Raw genomic sequence first — 17,818 nt, forward strand, 5'->3', positions numbered from 1 at the left:
CTAAGATTCTGCTTTAGGACGATAAAAATAATGACGATACAACTGAAAGCAAAGCAGATTTCCATGCGATTTAATACCCGTGTACTCTTTCATATCCCCAGCTTAACTATTGGCCCTAATGAAGCTGTCTATTTGAAAGGGGCAAATGGCGTCGGAAAGACAACGTTACTTAAAATATTAGCCGGCTTGCTGAAACCCAGTTCGGGCGATATTGAACCGAGAAAGAAAGGGCTACTCAGTCGGTTCTTTGCAACTTCTGGTCGTAAAGATGTCATATACCTCCACCAGTCAGCTTATCTTTTTGACGGTAGCGTTTATCAAAACGTGGTGTATGGGCTGAAGCATCGAACGCAGAACGCCCATGACAAACGGGCAGATGTTATTGCCGCGCTTAGACTCGTTGGCCTAGAGACGCTTGCTGATGAACATGTATCCGTGTTATCAGGAGGCGAAAAGCAACGCGTAGCAATGGCGCGAGCTTGGGTTTTAAAACCGTCAATCCTACTCATGGATGAACCCAGTGCTTCGCTCGACCATGAATCGATAGAGCGACTCGTATCGATGGCGCGGAGTTTGTTGGATTTAGGGTCCAGTATTGTTGTCACTAGCCACCAAGCTAATGAACTCACGGCGTTGTGTCGAAAACAGTGGTGGATAAAAGATTGTACCTTGATAGAATCACCGTTACTGCAAGTTATCGATAGAAATAACACGAATCAAGAGAGTACTTATGCTGCATCCAGAGCAGACTAGCTGGGTTGTCCTCGCAGGAGGTCAAGCCTCACGAATGGGCGGTAATGACAAAGGGCTGATTGAGCTCGATGGCCGACCTTTAATTGAGCATGTACTAGAAAAGTTGTCCGCTCAAACTAACAACATCACCATCAATGCCAATCGCAATCACGAACGTTATCAACAATATGCCCCTGTCATCAGTGATACTTTCCCTGATTATCCTGGCCCTCTTGGTGGCATGCACGCCGGGCTTACTGCCGCAACAACCGATTGGGTAGGGTTTGTTCCTTGTGATAGCCCCTTTATCGATACCTCATTGATTCAACGATTTTGTGACGCGGTCACTAATGAAACAGATATATTAGTGGCACACGACGGAGATTTCCATCAACCCGTGTTCACCATGTTTCACCAACGTGTGCTGCCAAAGTTAGAAGCGTTCTTAGAGCGCGGCGATAGGAAAATCATTCTTCTCTATAAAGATTGTCATACTGAGTATGTTGATTTCTCTGACTCACCAGAGTGTTTCATCAACCTCAATACGCCCGAAGAGTTGGCTAAGCTCGCCAAACAAAAGTGATTCGATGCAGCGCCTATTGTTCATACGATGTTCACGCTTTATCAACGCGCCAACCGCACCTTGTAATTGTAAGTATTAATATGAGCCGCACGGCGTTTAGCTATTGAATCATTAACGATGTATCGTCGTTAATACTTATCATCGTTCATACTATTACCGTAATCAGAGTTTGTTATGACCATAAAAAAAATCAAAAACATTCCACTACTCGGCTTTGCTGCTTATAGCGGCACCGGTAAAACCACATTATTAGAAATCCTACTGCCTAAATTAACCGCAGCAGGGCTTAAGATTGGCGTACTCAAACATGCACATCATAATTTTGATGTGGATAAGCCAGGCAAAGACAGCTACCGCTTGCGTAAAGCGGGAGCGAGCCAAATGCTGATCTCCTCTCGCTATCGTCATGCACTCATGACCGAAACCCCTGAAGAAGAGGCAAATTTTGAGTACCTGCTCTCTCGTTTTGATCATTCGGCATTAGATCTTATCTTAGTTGAAGGCTGCAAAAACAATGCCTTTCCTAAGATCGAATTGAACAGACAAGAAGTCGGCAAACCTTGGTTGCACCCTAACGATGACAACATCATTGCGATTGCAAGTGATAGTAACGATGACGACTTAAATGTTGCGATTCCTACTATGAACATCAACGACTTAGAAGCCATCACTCAATTTATACTCAATTACGTCAAGCCTGAGCACAACGTCGACACGCCCGCGGCTTGCTGCGATACGCTATCCCCTGCGTTATTGTCCGTCCAACAAGGACAAGCAAAGATACTAGATGCCGTCTTGTCATCACCAATCACCGAGGTGCTGCCCTTGATGTCAGCCTATGGGCGCGTGCTTGCACAAGACATCATTTCACCAATCAATGTCCCTGCGTTCACCAATTCAGCAATGGATGGGTTTGCCATACGCGGTGACGACATTGGTCACGAGGATTTCAAGGTTGTCGCCAGTATTATGGCTGGACATGGCTTTGATGGCACGTTAACTCGTGGCCAAGCTGCACAAATTATGACGGGTGCGCCGATGCCTGACGGGGCGGACACGGTCGTCATGCGCGAACAAGCAAACCACAGCAGTAATAGTGTCACATTTGGTTCGGCCTCGATTTCTTCAGGACAAAACGTACGTCAGGCTGGTGAAGATCTTGCAATGGGCCAAGCCGTGTTCAAGAAAGGCACATTAATTGAAGCCCCTGAACTTGGCATGATTGGCTCTCTAGGCTTCGGTGAGGTAGAGGTAAAACGCAAGCTTAAGGTCGCGGTTTTCTCTACCGGCGATGAGGTGCAAGCTCCTGGACAACCGCTACTATCTAATTCTATTTACGACTCTAATCGTTTCACCATCATGGCCATGTTGCAAAAGCTCGGTTGTGATATCGTCGACCTTGGCATTTTAGAAGATGACGAATCCGTCATGGAAGCCGCGATCATAAATGCAAGCCAATCGGCCGATCTCGTGATCACTTCCGGTGGCGTATCGGTGGGAGACGCCGATTTCATTAAAGATGTGTTAGAAAAAAGCGGCAACGTAAACTTCTGGCGCATCAATATGCGACCAGGTCGCCCTCTTGCGTTTGGACATATCAATAACAAACCCTTCTTCGGGCTACCAGGTAACCCTGTTGCGGTTATGGTGTCATTTCTCAACTTCGTTGAACCTGCCATCAAAAAAATGCAAGGTATCCGAGAATTCTTACCATTTAAAGCCTCTGCAATTGCAGAAACACCGCTTCGCTCACGCCAAGGCCGAACTGAGTTCAGCCGAGGGATTTACACCATGGATGAGCAATCAGGGCAACTAACGGTGCGTACAACCGGCAAACAAGGCTCTGGTATCTTGCGTTCAATGAGTGAAGCCAATTGTCTTATAGAAATTGCCCCCCACATTGATACAGTAAAAACAGGCGAAAGCGTGACAATCGTCCCACTTCAGGGCAGAATCTAGCGTAAAATTTTAAGCAGGTCCAAACTATGGCACGTACTATCCTTTACACCTATAAAGAAGAAGACAAAACACTGACGTTTTCTTACCAGCAACATCGTAATATCCACGAAGCCGTTGCGGAAGCGGAAGGCATCGATTTGACTGAGTTTCTAAAAATGGAACAGCAAATTGAAGCCATTTCAGACACTAAGTCCGTTCGTAATTACCGTGACAACCATTTCCGTAAGCTTGGTTTCAGCAAACTCACTTTGGCTTTAAAAGAAAACCATGGTGTTGGGAAAAAACCTAAGTCTTAATCCAGACGGCCTCAGGTAACCAACGCGTCCGACTCCACGCATGATCAGTCATTTGAGTAAAACCCTCATATGGCTAATCATGCGTTTTGTATCATGTAATGCGCTTAGTATCATACTTTTCATTGAACAACACCTCCCCACCCTTCGATAATACCTTCATTCCAATTTCTCTTTAGGCTCTCCCCACTCACCACGCCCAGTGAAGTTCACTGACACCTGTTTTAATCACACGACAGGTCACAAATATTTAACACCTCTGATTCACTCTCGACAGTAGACTAAAGAAAACCAACTCGAGTCGAATTATGTTTATCGCAACGCCACGGGAACTGAGGCATATTGAAGACTATGCCGAGCGCTACTCCGCACTGTCGCTCACCACTCTTGCACATATTGGACATGGTGATCACAATCTGCCGCTGTATATGCTATCAATGGGCAACGAAGATCCCACCGCGCCGTGCTTAATTCTTACGGGGTCTATACACGGCGTCGAAAAAATTGGCAGCCAAATCATCCTTTCTTTTATTCGGAATTTGCTTAAACGGTTGCAGTGGGATAAACGTCTTAGCGAGGCGCTAGACAAGATAAAAATCATCACGGTTCCTGTCGTCAACCCGTGGGGCGTCGCCTTAAACACTCGCGCTAATCATAACGGCGTCGATTTGATGAGAAACGCCCCCATTAACTCTCACAATACGAAATACCAGCTCTATGCGGGCCAAACGATCAGCGCTCGTTTGCCATGGTATAGAGGAAATCCTGACGATATGGAACAAGAACTTAAGGTGCTGTCATCGCATATCCTTAATATTTCGAAGCATGCACGGTCAACCATTGTGCTTGATCTCCATATCGGTTTTGGTACGCGGGACCGGCTGTGGTTCCCTTTCGCTCATCACAAACATCCCCCACACAATCTGCATCAGTTTTATTTGTTGTACTCTATCTTTCGCAAAAGTTACCCACAGTACGAGCTTTATCAATTTGAACCTCAATGTCATCAATACACCACTCACGGGGATTTTTGGGACTGGATGCATCTCAAACACTATGAGACCTCAACGAATCCCTTTGTCCCTCTAACGCTTGAGCTCGGTTCATGGCTTTGGGTTAAAAAAAACCCGATGCAACTGCTAAAATTTAGCCAACTGTTTCACCCCACAAAACCACATCGCATCAAACGGGTTCAACGTCGTCATAGTGCTTTATTGGGTTATCTCACGCAGGTGCTCGACAATGAGTTATTAACAAATATGAGTGCGGATGAACAAAGTCGATTAACCAAGAAGGCCACAAAGTTATGGTACCCATCGTCTTAGTCAGGGGGTTGCTTAGGGAGTCTGGACATTGGCAGAGGATGATTGATGCATTCACTGCTCTCGACCCTGACCTGCTTATCATCACACCAAACGTGCCTGGGAATGGCGCGCTTTTTCAACAACGTAGTCCAACCAATATTGAGTCTATGTTGCCCTCCGTACTGCACCAATTGCCCAGTGACTGCGAGCGCTACCACCTTGTCGCCATTTCAATGGGTTCGATGCTCGCCTCATCTTGGGCACATCGATTACCTAATAATGTGGCAAGCTTGACGCTCATTAATCCTAGTTTCTCTCGCTATAGTCATTTTTGGCAACGGATTAATTTGCTTAAGCTTCCTTACTTATGTGGCTCAAAGTTACTAGGATCAAAACCTTTTGAAACCGCGGTCCTCAACGTCACTTACCCCCGCCATGTTAGCCAGCCAGACGTATTGCATCATTATTTAACGTTGAGGCAGTCACACCCAGTGAGTTTTTCGAATGCACTTCGTCAGCTGATCGCAGCCGCGAGATTTAAGGGGCCGGCCATTGCTCCTCGATGCCCAACATTGGTCATTACAAGTGAAAGTGACCAATTAGTCAGTAGTCAGGCAGGTTTAGCGATAGCGAAAGCATGGGGTGTACAACATATGTGTTATGCAAGCGATGCTCATGATCTACCATCAGAAAAGCCGGAAGAACTTGCCCGATTTCTTTATGGTTGGTTTCAAAAATTCATATGATGAGGGAACTTATGGCGGAAAATGGCCACTAACTCGCTAATAAGTAATTATAATACCTGGTGTAATTGTATGAAATTACGCTATTGATAAGAGTGAATATGTTTAGATTGTTATCTTTGACCGTTGTCTTCGCTGCGCTTGCGGGATGTGCGACACACGACCAGTTTGCGACGGAGCATGAGTTATACCAACACAATATTGACGCCCGAAATTTCTGTAAGGACATCAACGAAGCCGACTCATCGTACCGATGCTTCGATCAATATGTCTTAAAGGCGCCGTCGGTGACGGTTAAAAAGCTACTCGCTACACAAAAATCTCTGATTGAAGCTAAGCACAAACAGTCTTAACGCCGCTATATTTGTGGGTCTTCAATCAGCAGTTTCACACCAAGCGCAATCAAAACGACCCCTGTTGTGCCTTCCATCCAACGAATAAAACGACCATTTTTAAGAAGTGTTTTCGCAGAGTTTAACATCCCTGATAAGCCGCACTGCCAAGCCATGGCAATGACAAAATGGATTGATGCCATGGTCATTGATTGTATCAGCGGCGAAAAGTCTGGATTAATAAACTGAGGCAAGAACGCGAGATAGAACACCGCCGTTTTCGGGTTTAGAACGTTAGACAAAAAGCCCTCGCGCAGTGACTTACCCGCATTTAAATTTTGTGTCGCTATTTCGCTAACACTCACATTGGATGAAGCTCTTAGTGCACGTAAACTCGAAATTCCTAACCAAATAAGGTACGCCGCACCAATGCCTTTAACCAATGAAAACAACTCTGCAGATTGCGTTAGAATCACAGAGATCCCAAGCGCAGAAAATGTGGCATGTACAAATAGACCAGAGCAAATACCTAAGCTGGTCAACGCACCATCATGAAACCCACCTCTCGACGTGTTTCTAATCACCAGCGCGGTATCAAGACCCGGCGTCATGGTTAGGATAACAATCGCAATAAGAAAAGCTTCAAGATTCAAGATATGCATAAACGTCCACTGTACAAGTTAATTCAAAAACTAATGAGCTGATAGCCTTGTCTCGGATTTTGACTCAAGCGACGACAAATAGCCATACCTTACACGGAAAAGAAACCCCGCTTCGTCAACACGCTCAAAGCGTTAGGTGACACATGGTGGCCTAAAAAACCTTGACTCTGTCATCGCTTCATCTTTTCGTAAACGCTTGTAGGTGTTAACTTATAATCATCGTTCACTCGGAAGGTCAACCGACATGGAAAACTACAACAAGCTCGTTGAACACTACAAAACAATCTCAAATTTCGGTCATCTCTCCTCAATTTGTGGTTGGGATGCCGCCGCAATGATGCCATCAGGTGGCAATCAAGCCCGCTCCGAAGCGATGGCTCAGCTGTCTTTACATATTCATCAGCTCTCGACAGCTCCGCATCTTGCTGATCTCATCAGTAACGCACAAGAAGAACGTTTGTCATCATCTCAGCAAGCAAGCTTAAATGAGATGGAGAGGCAATGGCGTTTGACGACGGTTGTACCTGAAGATCTTGTCAAAGCGAAGTCTCTAGCAGGCTCTAAATGCGAACACGCTTGGCGAACACAGCGCGGTCAAAACGACTGGAACGGCTTTTGTAAAAACTTTGAAGAAGTGGTGCAGCTTTCACAAGAGGAAGCTCAAATTCGCGGTGAGGTATCTGGCTTAACGCCCTATGACGCTATGCTGGATATCTATGAGCCAGGCGTCAACTCTGAACAACTCGATCGTATTTTTGGCGACCTGACGTCTTGGCTGCCTGAATTGACGCAACAAGTCCAAGAAAAACAGAAGCTCGAGTCGGTACATACCACCAACGAAACGTATTCTACCGCGGCACAAAACGCATTAGGCCTAGAGGTGATGTCATTACTGAATTTTGATTTCAACCATGGCCGTCTTGATATCAGCTCTCATCCATTCTGTGGGGGTGTTCAACAAGATGTTCGCATCACGACTCGGTATGATGAACACGATTTCGTTCAGTCTTTAATGGGTATTGTTCATGAAACCGGCCACGCTCGCTACGAACAAGGGCTGCCTCTACAATGGGCTGGATTGCCAGCAGGGCAAGCGCGCTCTATGGGCATCCATGAATCTCAGTCGTTATTTTTTGAAATGCAACTTGGGCGAAGTGACGCATTTATCGGAAATCTTGCCCCCCTAGCCAGCAAACACTTTTCCGCTAACGACGCTACGGTATTTGCTCCCGACAACCTGAAAAAAATCTACACCAGAGTCCAACCCGGATTTATTCGGGTAGATGCTGACGAACTCACCTACCCTGCTCATGTTATTTTGCGTTATGAAATAGAACGCGACCTTATGAATGGCAAAATTAGCTATAACGATATCCCGGAATTGTGGGACACCAAAATGCAGCAATATTTAGGGTTGTCTACGAAAGACAACTACAAAGATGGGTGCATGCAGGACATTCACTGGACAGAGCAGCAGGGAACAAAGTCACCTGCACCTTATATCTCTGATATAAATAAAAAATATGATTATAAGAATGGTTGCCTTCAAGACATTCATTGGTGTGATGGAAGTTTTGGATATTTCCCAAGTTATACATTAGGGGCTATGTATGCCGCTCAATTCATGGCAGCAATGAAGAAAACCGTTGATGTCGATTCTGTCATTCTAAGCGGTGATCTCTCTCCCATTTTTTCTTGGTTATCAGAAAACATCTGGAGTAAAGGTAGTTTATTAACTACTGATGAACTAGTTAGTCAGGTCACTGGAGAAACCTTAAACGCACAATTTTTCCAAGACCATTTGAGAAATCGTTATCTATAGAATGGTAGACGTCAACCAAATAGAATTGTTCTGCTTGCAGAACTTGCTGTGCAAGTAGAACCAAGTTAGTTCGAAACAGCGACTGAGTCGAATAAAACATCTATCAGCAGCACATCGAATTCAGACAAATTATCCATCAAAAAAGTAAAGCACTTTTCCGTGACCAAGACTCATCTTAGACGTGCCGCAATTCAAATTAATTGCTCTCGAAAAGGACACTACTCCTCAAATTTGGTAATCGTTGGTAACTTTGCCTGAAGGCTAATTAATCCGCACTTAGTTTTACAAACATTGACGAACCATAAATCAAAGCTGTATATTTATACAGTGGTAATTATAAGGTCGTCAAACATGAACATCCTACCGCTTTCTCCATCCAGTATTTCTTGCTCACTCACTTCATGGGAATCGCCTGCTGCGGAGTATGTTGAGCTTGGTGTGTCATTAGATTCCATCTTAGTCAATAACCCCAACGCTACGTATCTTGCGTATGCGAACGGAGATTCAATGGAAAAAATTGGTATCTTCAATGGCGACTTATTGGTCATCGACAGAAAGCCGCAAGCACAGCACTTAGATACCGTAATCGTCAGCTTGAATGGTGCGTTCATGTGTAAAATTCTTGATGTACACAGCAGACTTTTGCTGTCAGCAAATCCTAATCACCAACCTATTGATATTCATCCTGAGGATGCCTTTGCGATTGAGGGAGTTGTGATACGTTCCATTCGTTTACATAAACCCTTACCTGATTTCATATAATGTTCGCTCTCATAGATTGCAATGCCATGTATGTAGCTTGTGAACAAGTCTTTCGACCAGATTTACGTCTCCTACCCTGCATAGTGCTCTCAAACAATGATGGTGCAGTGGTGGCAGCCAATCGACTAGCAAAAGAAGCTGGTATTAAGAAATTTGAGCCATATTTCAAGCAAAAACGGCTCATCGAACAGCGTGGTATAAATGTCTTCTCATCAAATTACGCTTTATACGCAGATCTATCAGCAAAAATGATGGCAACAGTTACAGCTTTCGCATCAAGAAGCCATATTTACTCAATAGACGAGTGCTTTCTAGATATCAGTCGTTTATCTTAAGGTCGGATTTCCCTGGTGTGCTCAAGCTTGAAAAATAATTGACCAAAGCAGATTTAAATAGAGGGTCATGCTCAGCCATATCACTGAGCGTCTCGTCAATAAACTTCGTGAACTGATGTGGTTGTTCCGTAAAAGATGTAATTGAACGTTTAAATCCGTGATGCCTTGCTAAGATGTCATTACCTAGAGCGTGAAATGTACTTGCCTTTAGGTGATCAGCATTAGCTGGAATACGATCTTTTATACGTTCGTTCATCTCAGCCGCTGCTTTGTTACCAAATGCCAGCATTAGTATGTTCTCAGCCTTAGCTATGTTCGCTTGAATGAGATAGCCAGCTTTACCCACTAACGTTGCCGTTTTTCCCGTTCCAGCGCCTGCAATTACAAGGTTGTGATCATCATTAGTTACACAAGCAATTCTTTGCTTGTCTGTTAATGGGTTTTTCTCTACCTCATCAAAGAAGCGTTTGTATTTGGAGACTAATAATGGCGTTACTTGTTCATTGTGCAGATTTCGTCCTAGTTCACTTACGCTTTCCGAAGAAAGTGATTTAGCCTCTTCATAGACACTTCTGTGCAAAGGACTCGTTAATTGATCTGGCGATATGCCCAAATTCTGCAACTTACACACGAGTTGATAAACTAGTGCTATCGGTCTCCATTCATAAGATGACAAATAACAACTTCTGGCGTGAAGCTTTGCTAAGGAATCTTGATATGCTAGCCATCGATCACTACTCGCAATGAGAAGCAACAAAGAATCAATCGTCTTTTGAGTAAAATCCATTAGATCTGATTGACGATAACCTTTCAAAACAACAACACCGTTATCTTCAGTTTCAATAACTAAACGATGAAAGAACAAACCCTTTTCAATGGATATATTTACTAGTGAGTCGAGTGGAAGTTCTAAATTTTGAGAGGCATTTTCTAGCCTTATGCTGGTAGACGATAGAACGATAGACTGGTTCTTTTTCCAAAGTTTATTCCACAAGTTTACCGCTGGATGTGTACTTAAATGCATCAGACTACTTCAATAATTGGATAACCAGTTCTGCATCGCCGCTAGTAAACCAGAACATATGATGGTTCTTATTCTAACCAATAGCACAGAACAAATCAGTAACTGTCCAACATTAATCAACCAATAGTTAGGCTACCTTAAAACTCGCTCGCTGACGGTTTCCTCCAGCTCTGTGTCGATAAGACAGACTATGATTTGCTTGCCTTCGTGAGCTTCGTATCATTACGCAATGTTTTTTCTGTACAGCCTAATTGCTCCGCTGCTTGCTCCCACGTTCCATGGGTACTCTTTGCCCAATTCGCTAAGTCAGATTTAAACCTATTCAAGTGTTCTTCTCTTGTTAATGAAGCATTGTCACCTACAGGGTGACCGACAAAACTGTTTCGGTCTTTCTTCCAGTACTTAATGCTAATACTTAGACATTTTTGAACATCGGACTCATCCCAGTAAGCCATAATAAGAACAGCAAGCTTCTGGAGATCTCTGATATTTCCGTGCAAATCATCCGATTGAAATAGCCGTTCCATCTCCTTACTCATCGGGGCGACTTTTGGGTAACGATTTCCGACATTTAGTTCATACCACACCTGCTGCCAATCTTGATTCAAATCTCGTCGACAATGACGTAAGGCAGGTACTGTAACTTTGAGCATTGAGATACGGTCTAGGAAATCTGCATCTAGAACTTCCGTTAATTCCGAAAAACTCTTATTTGATGCGCACACTAACTCAAAGCTCGATGTTTCTTCCTTATCTGCACCTATGGGCCTGTAACGATGTTGATGATCTTGCAAGACTCTTACAAGTTTACGCTGAACGGTCGATGGTAAATCTTGTATTTCATCTAGGAAGAGAACCTTATTATCAGCATACTTCAGTACCCCTTCCCTATCTGAGATTGCTCCAGTATAAGATCCTTTTTTATGACCAAAGATAAAGCTCTCTGCTACAGAGGAATCAAGACCACCGCATGCAACGGTGACAATTTCTTTTTGTTTAATCGCTTTGACATAGGTTTCAATAAGTCTTGTCTTTCCTGTACCTCGCTCCCCTAGCACCAATAATGGGACATTTGGAATTGATGTGAACCGCTTTAATTGTTCAAAAGCCTCTCTTCTATCTATAGAGTTAGGCTCTACTTCATATATAGCTAGTTTGTGCTCAGTAGTAGACTGTGCTCTTATCTCGGACATGTATGTCGAAATATTGAAGCCTACTGGTTTAAGACTGGTTCTTTTTGTTTGAGGGTTCCATTGAGTCGACCAAAGCTTTGTCGTTGGAGGGAAACGTCCACCAGCTTGCAAAATTAGCCAAATAGCATGCATTGCTGGCGTACCTGGAGAAATATTGATATGCAGATTCGAAATACCGCTAACTTTAGGTAAAACTTGATCAACTACTTTCTGGTATACCTGAACATGATCAGTTGGATCAGATACTTCAATTATTTCAATCTGAATACGCTCACTAAGACCCTCATACACATCCAGTTTTTTATCATGTTGTTGAAGGAGCATGATTTTTGCAACGCGCGTATCGAGCTTTGCTTCTAACTTTTTTACCGCATTAGTTAAAACATCACCACCAGCTCTAACCGATTGCCAGCATAATAGTACATGCTCCTTCTTCATCTTTTTATCCCGCCTTCTTTAATACAATACAAGCTGTCGGAAAGCTTTCAGCTTTAAGTTGAATAGCGCCTGCCAAATCGTCTTTTTCAGACACCGCAATTAGCTTGCGATTTCCAGCTTGGTAAACTTTTGGCTCGTATGAGTGCTTAATCACTTTCACTTTTGGCTTCTTCTTTTTTCTATTGGCTTTAGTAACAATTGAGTCTTCTCCCTCAAGAGGGACTACCTGTTTTTCTTCCCAAAGAACTTCCGTGCTATTTGCTGGTAGTTCAGGAGGCAAAACCTGCCATTTATATTCGACTCGACTGCTAGGGTTATTCTTCCACGTCGTTTTTGGTAATACATGTTCTAAATCTAAGTCAGTCAAACATTCAGCCGTCAATGATGGGAGGTCTTTTGTTTCGAAGTTTGATATTGATATCGAATGTAACCGCCTTCCCTGCCAATACAGTATTTCACCAGTATGCGAGGACAGCTTACTGTTAAGCGCTAACTCCCTTACATCACTGGTTGCGTTAGCAGATAGATCAACTAAACAATTTTTTAGTTGTTCTGCTCGCTCACCAATCAATGAGACACCGATCTCAAACCCTGTATCAAGACCGTGCTCCTGTAGATTTGCGGACATAATCATCCCATGATTATGCTCATTCCAAATTGCTTTAGCGTGTAACCATCGAAATCCAAACACCTTAGCCCCAGCTTCAGCCATTTTCACAAGCGCTGGCATTGAGCTTGGTCTAACCCTAGATAAGATCGTCACACTCACGCCTTGATAGGCTTTTGCACAAATTGCATCAATCACTTCATGATCTTCTTGCCAGCCAAAACTGGATATAATCAACTCCTTAGAGCTTTCATTAATTAGCTTCAACACCTGTGCTCTTAAAGAATGGCGACTGTCTGTTGTACATACGATACTGTCCAGTTCATTCGGGAAAGCAACTAGGCTTTGCTTACTAGTTGCGGAAAACTCTGAACTATCTAGCATCTCATGCTCTGCATACTCAAACATTGCCCACTTGATTACCTTTACAGTTTCAACAATCTCTTCAGGTGAAAGACACACCGCCAGCTCTTCATTTCTTTCAAAGGCTTCTCGGGTTAGATTCGCGGTTAACAAGACACCTTTCGCTATATGCTGGTCACCGTTAGATAACGCATCAACTAGGACGACTTTAGAATGAAAGTGAGATGCCGAACGAATCAAGACCCTACCACCTAAACGCTTGAGCATTTTCGTATGCTGGCTCAAGCACTCCTTACCAAAATCATCATCGGGTATATCGCCTTCCAGCCTCGTTTCACATGCCAGCATCAAATAAACTCTAATACCTCTAGTCGTTGCATCAAAAATAGCATCCTCTAAAGCGGCATCAGCTAATAAGAAACTGCTTAACACCACGGTTTGCTTAGCATTGGAAATAAGGTTTATGACGTAATTAGCCAGCTTGCGTTTTTTCCCTGAAACAAATAACTCATTCTGAGTTTCTGATATAGCTTCTCGACTTAAAACCCCGTTTTTGCTCCATACTGGAGGTAACCGAGTATTTGATAGATCGATGGTCTTACTTACATTCTTTGTATATTTGTTAATATTAGCCATATCTTATAATCCCCAATCTGACGCAGCCACAATATACCAATCACTCTTCGAACGGCTTTTTTGTTCAGTAATTACACTTTTTGCTAGTTCATCTCTGGATGGAAGATTTATGTCAAAATCATGAAACGGCTTTTTAGCCTTCTGAAGCCAAGTTTCAAATTTTTCCGTTGTAGCGTAGTTGTCAATATATGAGAGTAATAGCCACTCAGACCATTGTTGCGCACACTCTTCGGTTTTAGGTCTTAAACGAACACCTTTTGCCGTAACAGTATTGAACCTATGCAACCCCTCTAATGATGGGCGAGGAAAATCAAGATTAATCCGCATCGTGCTCTTCGAGGTAAGCGGAATGTTTTCGAAATATTCCTCAAACTCAGAAGTATCGCTTCTCCATGAATCGAGCATTCGACTTCCCAGCAACAGTTCATACCAAACGGTGTCGATATCTCGCTCGGGAGCTTTAAATCTACCCATTTCTTTATTGTCTTGATGCAAAGTTAAAGAACGTTTCGTCACATTCCATTTAACAGAAATACTGAGTGCATTGGCAACATGCTCACCCTTTGGTTTAATCTCATCAATATTGATTAACTCTCCGCCTGTACAAGTTTGCCCAATCTCATTTTGAACTCGCTTTTTTATCCAGCTCGGTATTTTTTTTAGATTGGCAACCCGCTTATCGGTTACGTCTTTATTCCGATGCATAGCCTCTTCTCTAGCCTCAGGCTCTCTATGCTTTTCAAAAGCAATAATCGGAAATGGCAACAATGGATCATTACTAAACGTGATTTTCCACACGCCCTCTTCAGGGACAAAAACACTTTTTCTCTGAATTGCTTCATGACCTTCATCAGTTAATGAAAATTTACCGCTTTTTTTGTATACCAACTTCAAATCTAAGGCGCTACTAAGCATACGCTGGGCAATACCCAAACGTGCTCTATCATCAAACAGTAAGTGTTGAGCAACCTGCTCTTCGGTACAAAACCCATCTCGGACACATTTCAAAACCAAGTCATACTCAGGTCGTTTTTCTGCTTTCAATATTGTTGCGGAAATAACCCAAGTTTCTAATTGAACAGCTCTTTCTAAAATTAAGTCATTTTTCATAATTTTCATTCTGTTACCTCAACAGTACGTGACCATTCAGTATCCTCAGCCAGTTGCGCTAAAACACCAGATGCCCTTTTCATTGCATTTCGGTTTCCAAAAATCACTTGTGCATACCTTGCTCGTGTAACTGCAACATTAAGCCTATTTGGGCTTTCAAGAAAACTCGTGGGATGTGAATTCATAAAGCTTAATAGCACTACGTCTGCTTCATGCCCCTGAAATTTGTCGACTGTACAAACTTGCACATCGATATACGGAGAACCATTGTCACCTTTGGAGAAATGACGGAATGCTCTTGGGTTATTCGACCATTTTCTCAAACGTGTTCGAAGTTCACGCTCCTGACCTCGATAAAATGAAAGCACGGCAACTTCCCATGGTTTTCCATTTTCCTTAGGGTTATTCATGGCCCACTTATCAAACTGGGCCAGTTCAACAATCAGTTGTTCAGCTTCCTTTGGGTTTCTATTACCACTTGTTGCACGACCACCTTGCACATCAACCCATAGCGAACGTTTTCTATCCGACCTGTAACTCCAAGCTCTCTTTTCAATCATTTGATCTGGTGTAAATAAAGCGGCTCGGTTGTATACCCTTTGATGAGAAAAATTCGCTATATCTGGATGCATCCGATGCTGAAATTGAAGAGTTATCGACCTATCCATGAGTACATTTTCAGGAAGCCCATCAGATAATGCAGTGTCATTGCGCTGACGTTGAGTTCTTTGAAAACCTGACTGAAGAGATTCCAATATTGAAGGCAGTGCGACTCTTTTTACTCGATTGATCTGCTCAGAAACTGAATCTCTTCCACGCTTACCATCAAACGGAAATAGCGCTTCAATTTGATTAGCCAACTTCTGTGAAGTTGATAGCTTTTCATTAGATTCAACATAATTTAGCCTTTGCTCATACTGCCTAGCCATTCGCCAAGCTATCTCATTTTCCCAAGAGCTGTCGCTATTACTATGGTTGTGAGTTTTTGACTCAATCGCACTTTTTCGATATTTCACAGATAATGGAACACTCTTCAAATTTCCTCGAATATTGGTGATATTTAAAGGTAAGGCTTTCTCATGCTCGACAAAAAATTGCGGGCCTCCGATAACCACAGACGAATACGCAACACTTTCACTACCCGTTTTTGGTGTCGCAACCAGTACTCCATTTGCTTCACCTTGCTTTCTATAAAAATCTTGGACAACATGACTATCACTGGATATGAGAGATGAGACCCGTCTTCTTGCTGCACCCGCTTGTTCAGACGCATTAAACACATCTAAACATGCTTCACGCTTATACGATTCAGATAAACAAGGAGCAATGTTTACAGCCGTTGATTCATCATCAACATAAGGCGAAAGCTGCTTTTTATCACCGACCAAAACCCAGCGTTTTGCTAACAGAGCAGGAACCAAAAATTCTTGGAAGGTCGTCTTTGATGCTTCATCAATGATCATGTAATCAAACTGAGGGTTGGCGGAATTTTTATCTTTAATATCTGGATGTTTTAGAATACCAATGGTTGTTCCACAAATAAGATTTGCAGACTCCAACGCCATTCGCTGAATAGTGTTATTACCTCTATTCAACTCAACCATAAGCTGTTGTTGAGCCTCTGATAGGTGCGAAAGTTTTTGAAGCTCTGACTGCAACCTTTTCTTTTCAGTGGATAGAAATCTTTCTAACTGATAAGGCTTCACTTTTTCAGAGATATTTGTTTTATCACCTATTCGAAGAGCAATAATTGCGTCCCGAACATCACTATCTTCTTCAATGATTCTCTCAAGTACATTATCAACAGCAACATGGGTAGAGGCGCATAGTAAAATTCGTTTCCCTCTTAAAACTAATTGGATAATTAGCTCTAATATTGCAGTCGTTTTTCCAGAACCAGGCGGGCCTTCCATAAAAGCAAAATCAGGCGTATTAAGAGCAATTTCTACGAAGTTGCGCTGTTCTAATGTCCCTGGGCGACTTTCATCTGTAAGAACATACCAGCGTTCAACATGCATAACTTTATTATTTGTTCCGCCTAGAAACTCCTCAAATAGCGATGAGAAATCAGAAGCATCTAAATTGGGAAACTTCCCCCACTTTGCATGATCATTAGACTCAAATAACCTCAGCAATGGTCTATGAGATGTAGTTGGAGAACTCTGTAATGACTGAATAGCATTTATCTGGCATCTAAGCGTGTACGTATTCGGTCGTAACACAATGAAGTCTTCACTTGGCTTTCGGTGAACGAGTAGCTGCTCAGATTCAGGATCTCTATCTAGAATCACAATCTTGTTGCCATCATTAAACCTGATTCGGTCGACATCAAACTGCCTGGTCAAATGCCAGCCATACCCTCTTTCACATTCATAAACATTTAGAGGGTTATTAGATAATGAAGCAACTTCCAAAGCATGTTCTTCGGTCTGATATGCTACTTTAGGTTTACCATTTCGCCCCTTACAGACGGCACAGTCCCGAGCAGGACTGCCTACAAACTTCCAATTCGCATTATCTGCTTCATAAACCGAATCATTGCTTTCATCTAGGAAAGATTTAAATACTGACTCTGGTGTAGCCCCATCAACTTCCAATAACTGTATCCAAACACCTTTCGCTTCCTCCCCTACATCAGAAGGTACTACTTTTTTTTCTATGGCTTGCCAGCGAAGGCGCTTAACAGCTCCAGAACTCTCCATGTATTTTTTTGTATTTTCCAGATACTTATGAAAATCGGTCAACCCATTGAATGTCCTTTGAAGGAGAATATCTGGGCGATGCTCTTCTAGGTTTGCGTAGTGTAGTAATGCCATTACTATTCCTTTTTCGTTGTTTTGATACTCCGTTACAATTGGCATGCCAACAAAACAAAACAATAAGCCCATGATTAAATTAGAAAAATAATTTAGTGATAAAT

The 17,818-nt window shown here is 42.8% G+C and carries 15 protein-coding genes and 1 pseudogene; 10 read left to right on the top strand and 6 right to left on the bottom strand.

Annotated features, from left to right (window positions below):
• Positions 1-30: 30 nt before the first annotated feature.
• The 7 genes from ACE1OE_RS17070 to ACE1OE_RS17100 all read left to right on the top strand — a co-directional run bounded on the left by ACE1OE_RS17070 (position 31) and on the right by ACE1OE_RS17100 (position 5,967).
• Positions 31-753, top strand: a complete 723-nt coding sequence (locus ACE1OE_RS17070; protein ID WP_449211760.1) for an energy-coupling factor ABC transporter ATP-binding protein — start codon at positions 31-33, stop codon at positions 751-753.
• Positions 731-1,315, top strand: a complete 585-nt coding sequence (gene mobA, locus ACE1OE_RS17075; RefSeq protein ID WP_102470099.1) for a molybdenum cofactor guanylyltransferase MobA — start codon at positions 731-733, stop codon at positions 1,313-1,315. The genes ACE1OE_RS17070 and mobA overlap by 23 nt, the downstream gene beginning before the upstream one ends.
• A gap of 180 nt (positions 1,316-1,495) precedes the next feature.
• Complete coding sequence (locus ACE1OE_RS17080; RefSeq protein ID WP_449211809.1) at positions 1,496-3,274, top strand: bifunctional molybdopterin-guanine dinucleotide biosynthesis adaptor protein MobB/molybdopterin molybdotransferase MoeA; 1,779 nt, start codon at positions 1,496-1,498, stop codon at positions 3,272-3,274.
• A gap of 26 nt (positions 3,275-3,300) precedes the next feature.
• The gene (locus ACE1OE_RS17085) at positions 3,301-3,570 is read left to right on the top strand and encodes a DUF2960 domain-containing protein (protein ID WP_102470097.1); all 270 of its coding nucleotides are present in this window, start codon (positions 3,301-3,303) and stop codon (positions 3,568-3,570) included.
• 305 nt (positions 3,571-3,875) lie between these two features.
• Positions 3,876-4,892: a DUF2817 domain-containing protein gene (locus tag ACE1OE_RS17090; protein WP_449211761.1), complete on the top strand. Its 1,017-nt coding sequence runs from the start codon at positions 3,876-3,878 to the stop codon at positions 4,890-4,892.
• Positions 4,874-5,617 carry an alpha/beta fold hydrolase gene (locus ACE1OE_RS17095; RefSeq protein ID WP_449211762.1) on the top strand — a complete coding sequence of 248 codons (744 nt, stop codon included), beginning with the start codon at positions 4,874-4,876 and terminating at the stop codon, positions 5,615-5,617. Before ACE1OE_RS17090 ends, ACE1OE_RS17095 begins: the two co-directional genes overlap by 19 nt.
• A 98-nt stretch (positions 5,618-5,715) precedes the next feature.
• Positions 5,716-5,967 (top strand): hypothetical protein, encoded by a 252-nt coding sequence (locus ACE1OE_RS17100; RefSeq protein WP_449211763.1) that lies wholly within the window; start codon positions 5,716-5,718, stop codon positions 5,965-5,967.
• A gap of 5 nt (positions 5,968-5,972) precedes the next feature.
• Here the strand turns inward: ACE1OE_RS17100 and ACE1OE_RS17105 are convergent, their stop codons facing one another.
• Positions 5,973-6,608 (bottom strand): LysE family translocator, encoded by a 636-nt coding sequence (locus ACE1OE_RS17105; RefSeq protein WP_372062567.1) that lies wholly within the window; start codon positions 6,606-6,608, stop codon positions 5,973-5,975.
• Positions 6,609-6,852: 244 nt separating this feature from the next.
• Between ACE1OE_RS17105 and ACE1OE_RS17110 the strand changes: the two genes are divergently transcribed.
• The 3 genes and pseudogenes from ACE1OE_RS17110 to ACE1OE_RS17120 all read left to right on the top strand — a co-directional run.
• Positions 6,853-8,430 (top strand): carboxypeptidase M32, encoded by a 1,578-nt coding sequence (locus ACE1OE_RS17110; RefSeq protein ID WP_449211764.1) that lies wholly within the window; start codon positions 6,853-6,855, stop codon positions 8,428-8,430.
• 351 nt (positions 8,431-8,781) lie between these two features.
• A complete protein-coding gene (locus tag ACE1OE_RS17115; RefSeq protein ID WP_065677401.1) occupies positions 8,782-9,192 on the top strand; it encodes a LexA family protein in 411 nt (136 codons plus the stop codon).
• Positions 9,192-9,518, top strand: a pseudogene (locus tag ACE1OE_RS17120) (Y-family DNA polymerase); the annotation flags it as partial. The gene ACE1OE_RS17115 and the pseudogene ACE1OE_RS17120, both read left to right, overlap by 1 nt.
• Here the strand turns inward: ACE1OE_RS17120 and ACE1OE_RS17125 are convergent.
• From ACE1OE_RS17125 to ACE1OE_RS17145, 5 genes are all read right to left on the bottom strand, one after another.
• Complete coding sequence (locus tag ACE1OE_RS17125; protein WP_449211765.1) at positions 9,511-10,551, bottom strand: UvrD-helicase domain-containing protein; 1,041 nt, start codon at positions 10,549-10,551, stop codon at positions 9,511-9,513. The pseudogene ACE1OE_RS17120 and the gene ACE1OE_RS17125 overlap by 8 nt on opposite strands.
• A 188-nt stretch (positions 10,552-10,739) precedes the next feature.
• Positions 10,740-12,182 (bottom strand): sigma 54-interacting transcriptional regulator, encoded by a 1,443-nt coding sequence (locus ACE1OE_RS17130; protein WP_449211766.1) that lies wholly within the window; start codon positions 12,180-12,182, stop codon positions 10,740-10,742.
• A 4-nt stretch (positions 12,183-12,186) separates the two neighbouring features.
• Positions 12,187-13,788, bottom strand: a complete 1,602-nt coding sequence (locus tag ACE1OE_RS17135) for a phospholipase D-like domain-containing protein (RefSeq protein ID WP_449211767.1) — start codon at positions 13,786-13,788, stop codon at positions 12,187-12,189.
• Between the two features lie 3 nt (positions 13,789-13,791).
• A complete protein-coding gene (locus ACE1OE_RS17140; protein WP_449211768.1) occupies positions 13,792-14,907 on the bottom strand; it encodes a hypothetical protein in 1,116 nt (371 codons plus the stop codon).
• Positions 14,904-17,714, bottom strand: coding sequence for an AAA domain-containing protein (locus ACE1OE_RS17145; RefSeq protein WP_449211769.1), 2,811 nt, complete (start codon positions 17,712-17,714; stop codon positions 14,904-14,906). Before ACE1OE_RS17145 ends, ACE1OE_RS17140 begins: the two co-directional genes overlap by 4 nt.
• Between the last annotated feature and the right edge of the window lie 104 nt (positions 17,715-17,818).

The organism is Vibrio sp. E150_011 (assembly GCF_053544015.1).

Excerpts from the sequence above, each read along its gene's own strand:
- ACE1OE_RS17070 (WP_449211760.1), top strand. The coding sequence starts at position 31 with ATGACGATACAACTGAAAGCAAAGCAGATTTCCATGCGATTTAATACC.
- mobA (WP_102470099.1), top strand. The coding sequence starts at position 731 with ATGCTGCATCCAGAGCAGACTAGCTGGGTTGTCCTCGCAGGAGGTCAA.
- ACE1OE_RS17085 (WP_102470097.1), top strand. The coding sequence starts at position 3,301 with ATGGCACGTACTATCCTTTACACCTATAAAGAAGAAGACAAAACACTG.
- ACE1OE_RS17090 (WP_449211761.1), top strand. The coding sequence starts at position 3,876 with ATGTTTATCGCAACGCCACGGGAACTGAGGCATATTGAAGACTATGCC.
- ACE1OE_RS17095 (WP_449211762.1), top strand. The coding sequence starts at position 4,874 with ATGGTACCCATCGTCTTAGTCAGGGGGTTGCTTAGGGAGTCTGGACAT.
- ACE1OE_RS17100 (WP_449211763.1), top strand. The coding sequence starts at position 5,716 with ATGTTTAGATTGTTATCTTTGACCGTTGTCTTCGCTGCGCTTGCGGGA.
- ACE1OE_RS17105 (WP_372062567.1), bottom strand. The coding sequence starts at position 6,608 with ATGCATATCTTGAATCTTGAAGCTTTTCTTATTGCGATTGTTATCCTA.
- ACE1OE_RS17110 (WP_449211764.1), top strand. The coding sequence starts at position 6,853 with ATGGAAAACTACAACAAGCTCGTTGAACACTACAAAACAATCTCAAAT.
- ACE1OE_RS17115 (WP_065677401.1), top strand. The coding sequence starts at position 8,782 with ATGAACATCCTACCGCTTTCTCCATCCAGTATTTCTTGCTCACTCACT.
- ACE1OE_RS17125 (WP_449211765.1), bottom strand. The coding sequence starts at position 10,551 with ATGCATTTAAGTACACATCCAGCGGTAAACTTGTGGAATAAACTTTGG.
- ACE1OE_RS17130 (WP_449211766.1), bottom strand. The coding sequence starts at position 12,182 with ATGAAGAAGGAGCATGTACTATTATGCTGGCAATCGGTTAGAGCTGGT.
- ACE1OE_RS17135 (WP_449211767.1), bottom strand. The coding sequence starts at position 13,788 with ATGGCTAATATTAACAAATATACAAAGAATGTAAGTAAGACCATCGAT.
- ACE1OE_RS17140 (WP_449211768.1), bottom strand. The coding sequence starts at position 14,907 with ATGAAAATTATGAAAAATGACTTAATTTTAGAAAGAGCTGTTCAATTA.
- ACE1OE_RS17145 (WP_449211769.1), bottom strand. The coding sequence starts at position 17,714 with ATGGCATTACTACACTACGCAAACCTAGAAGAGCATCGCCCAGATATT.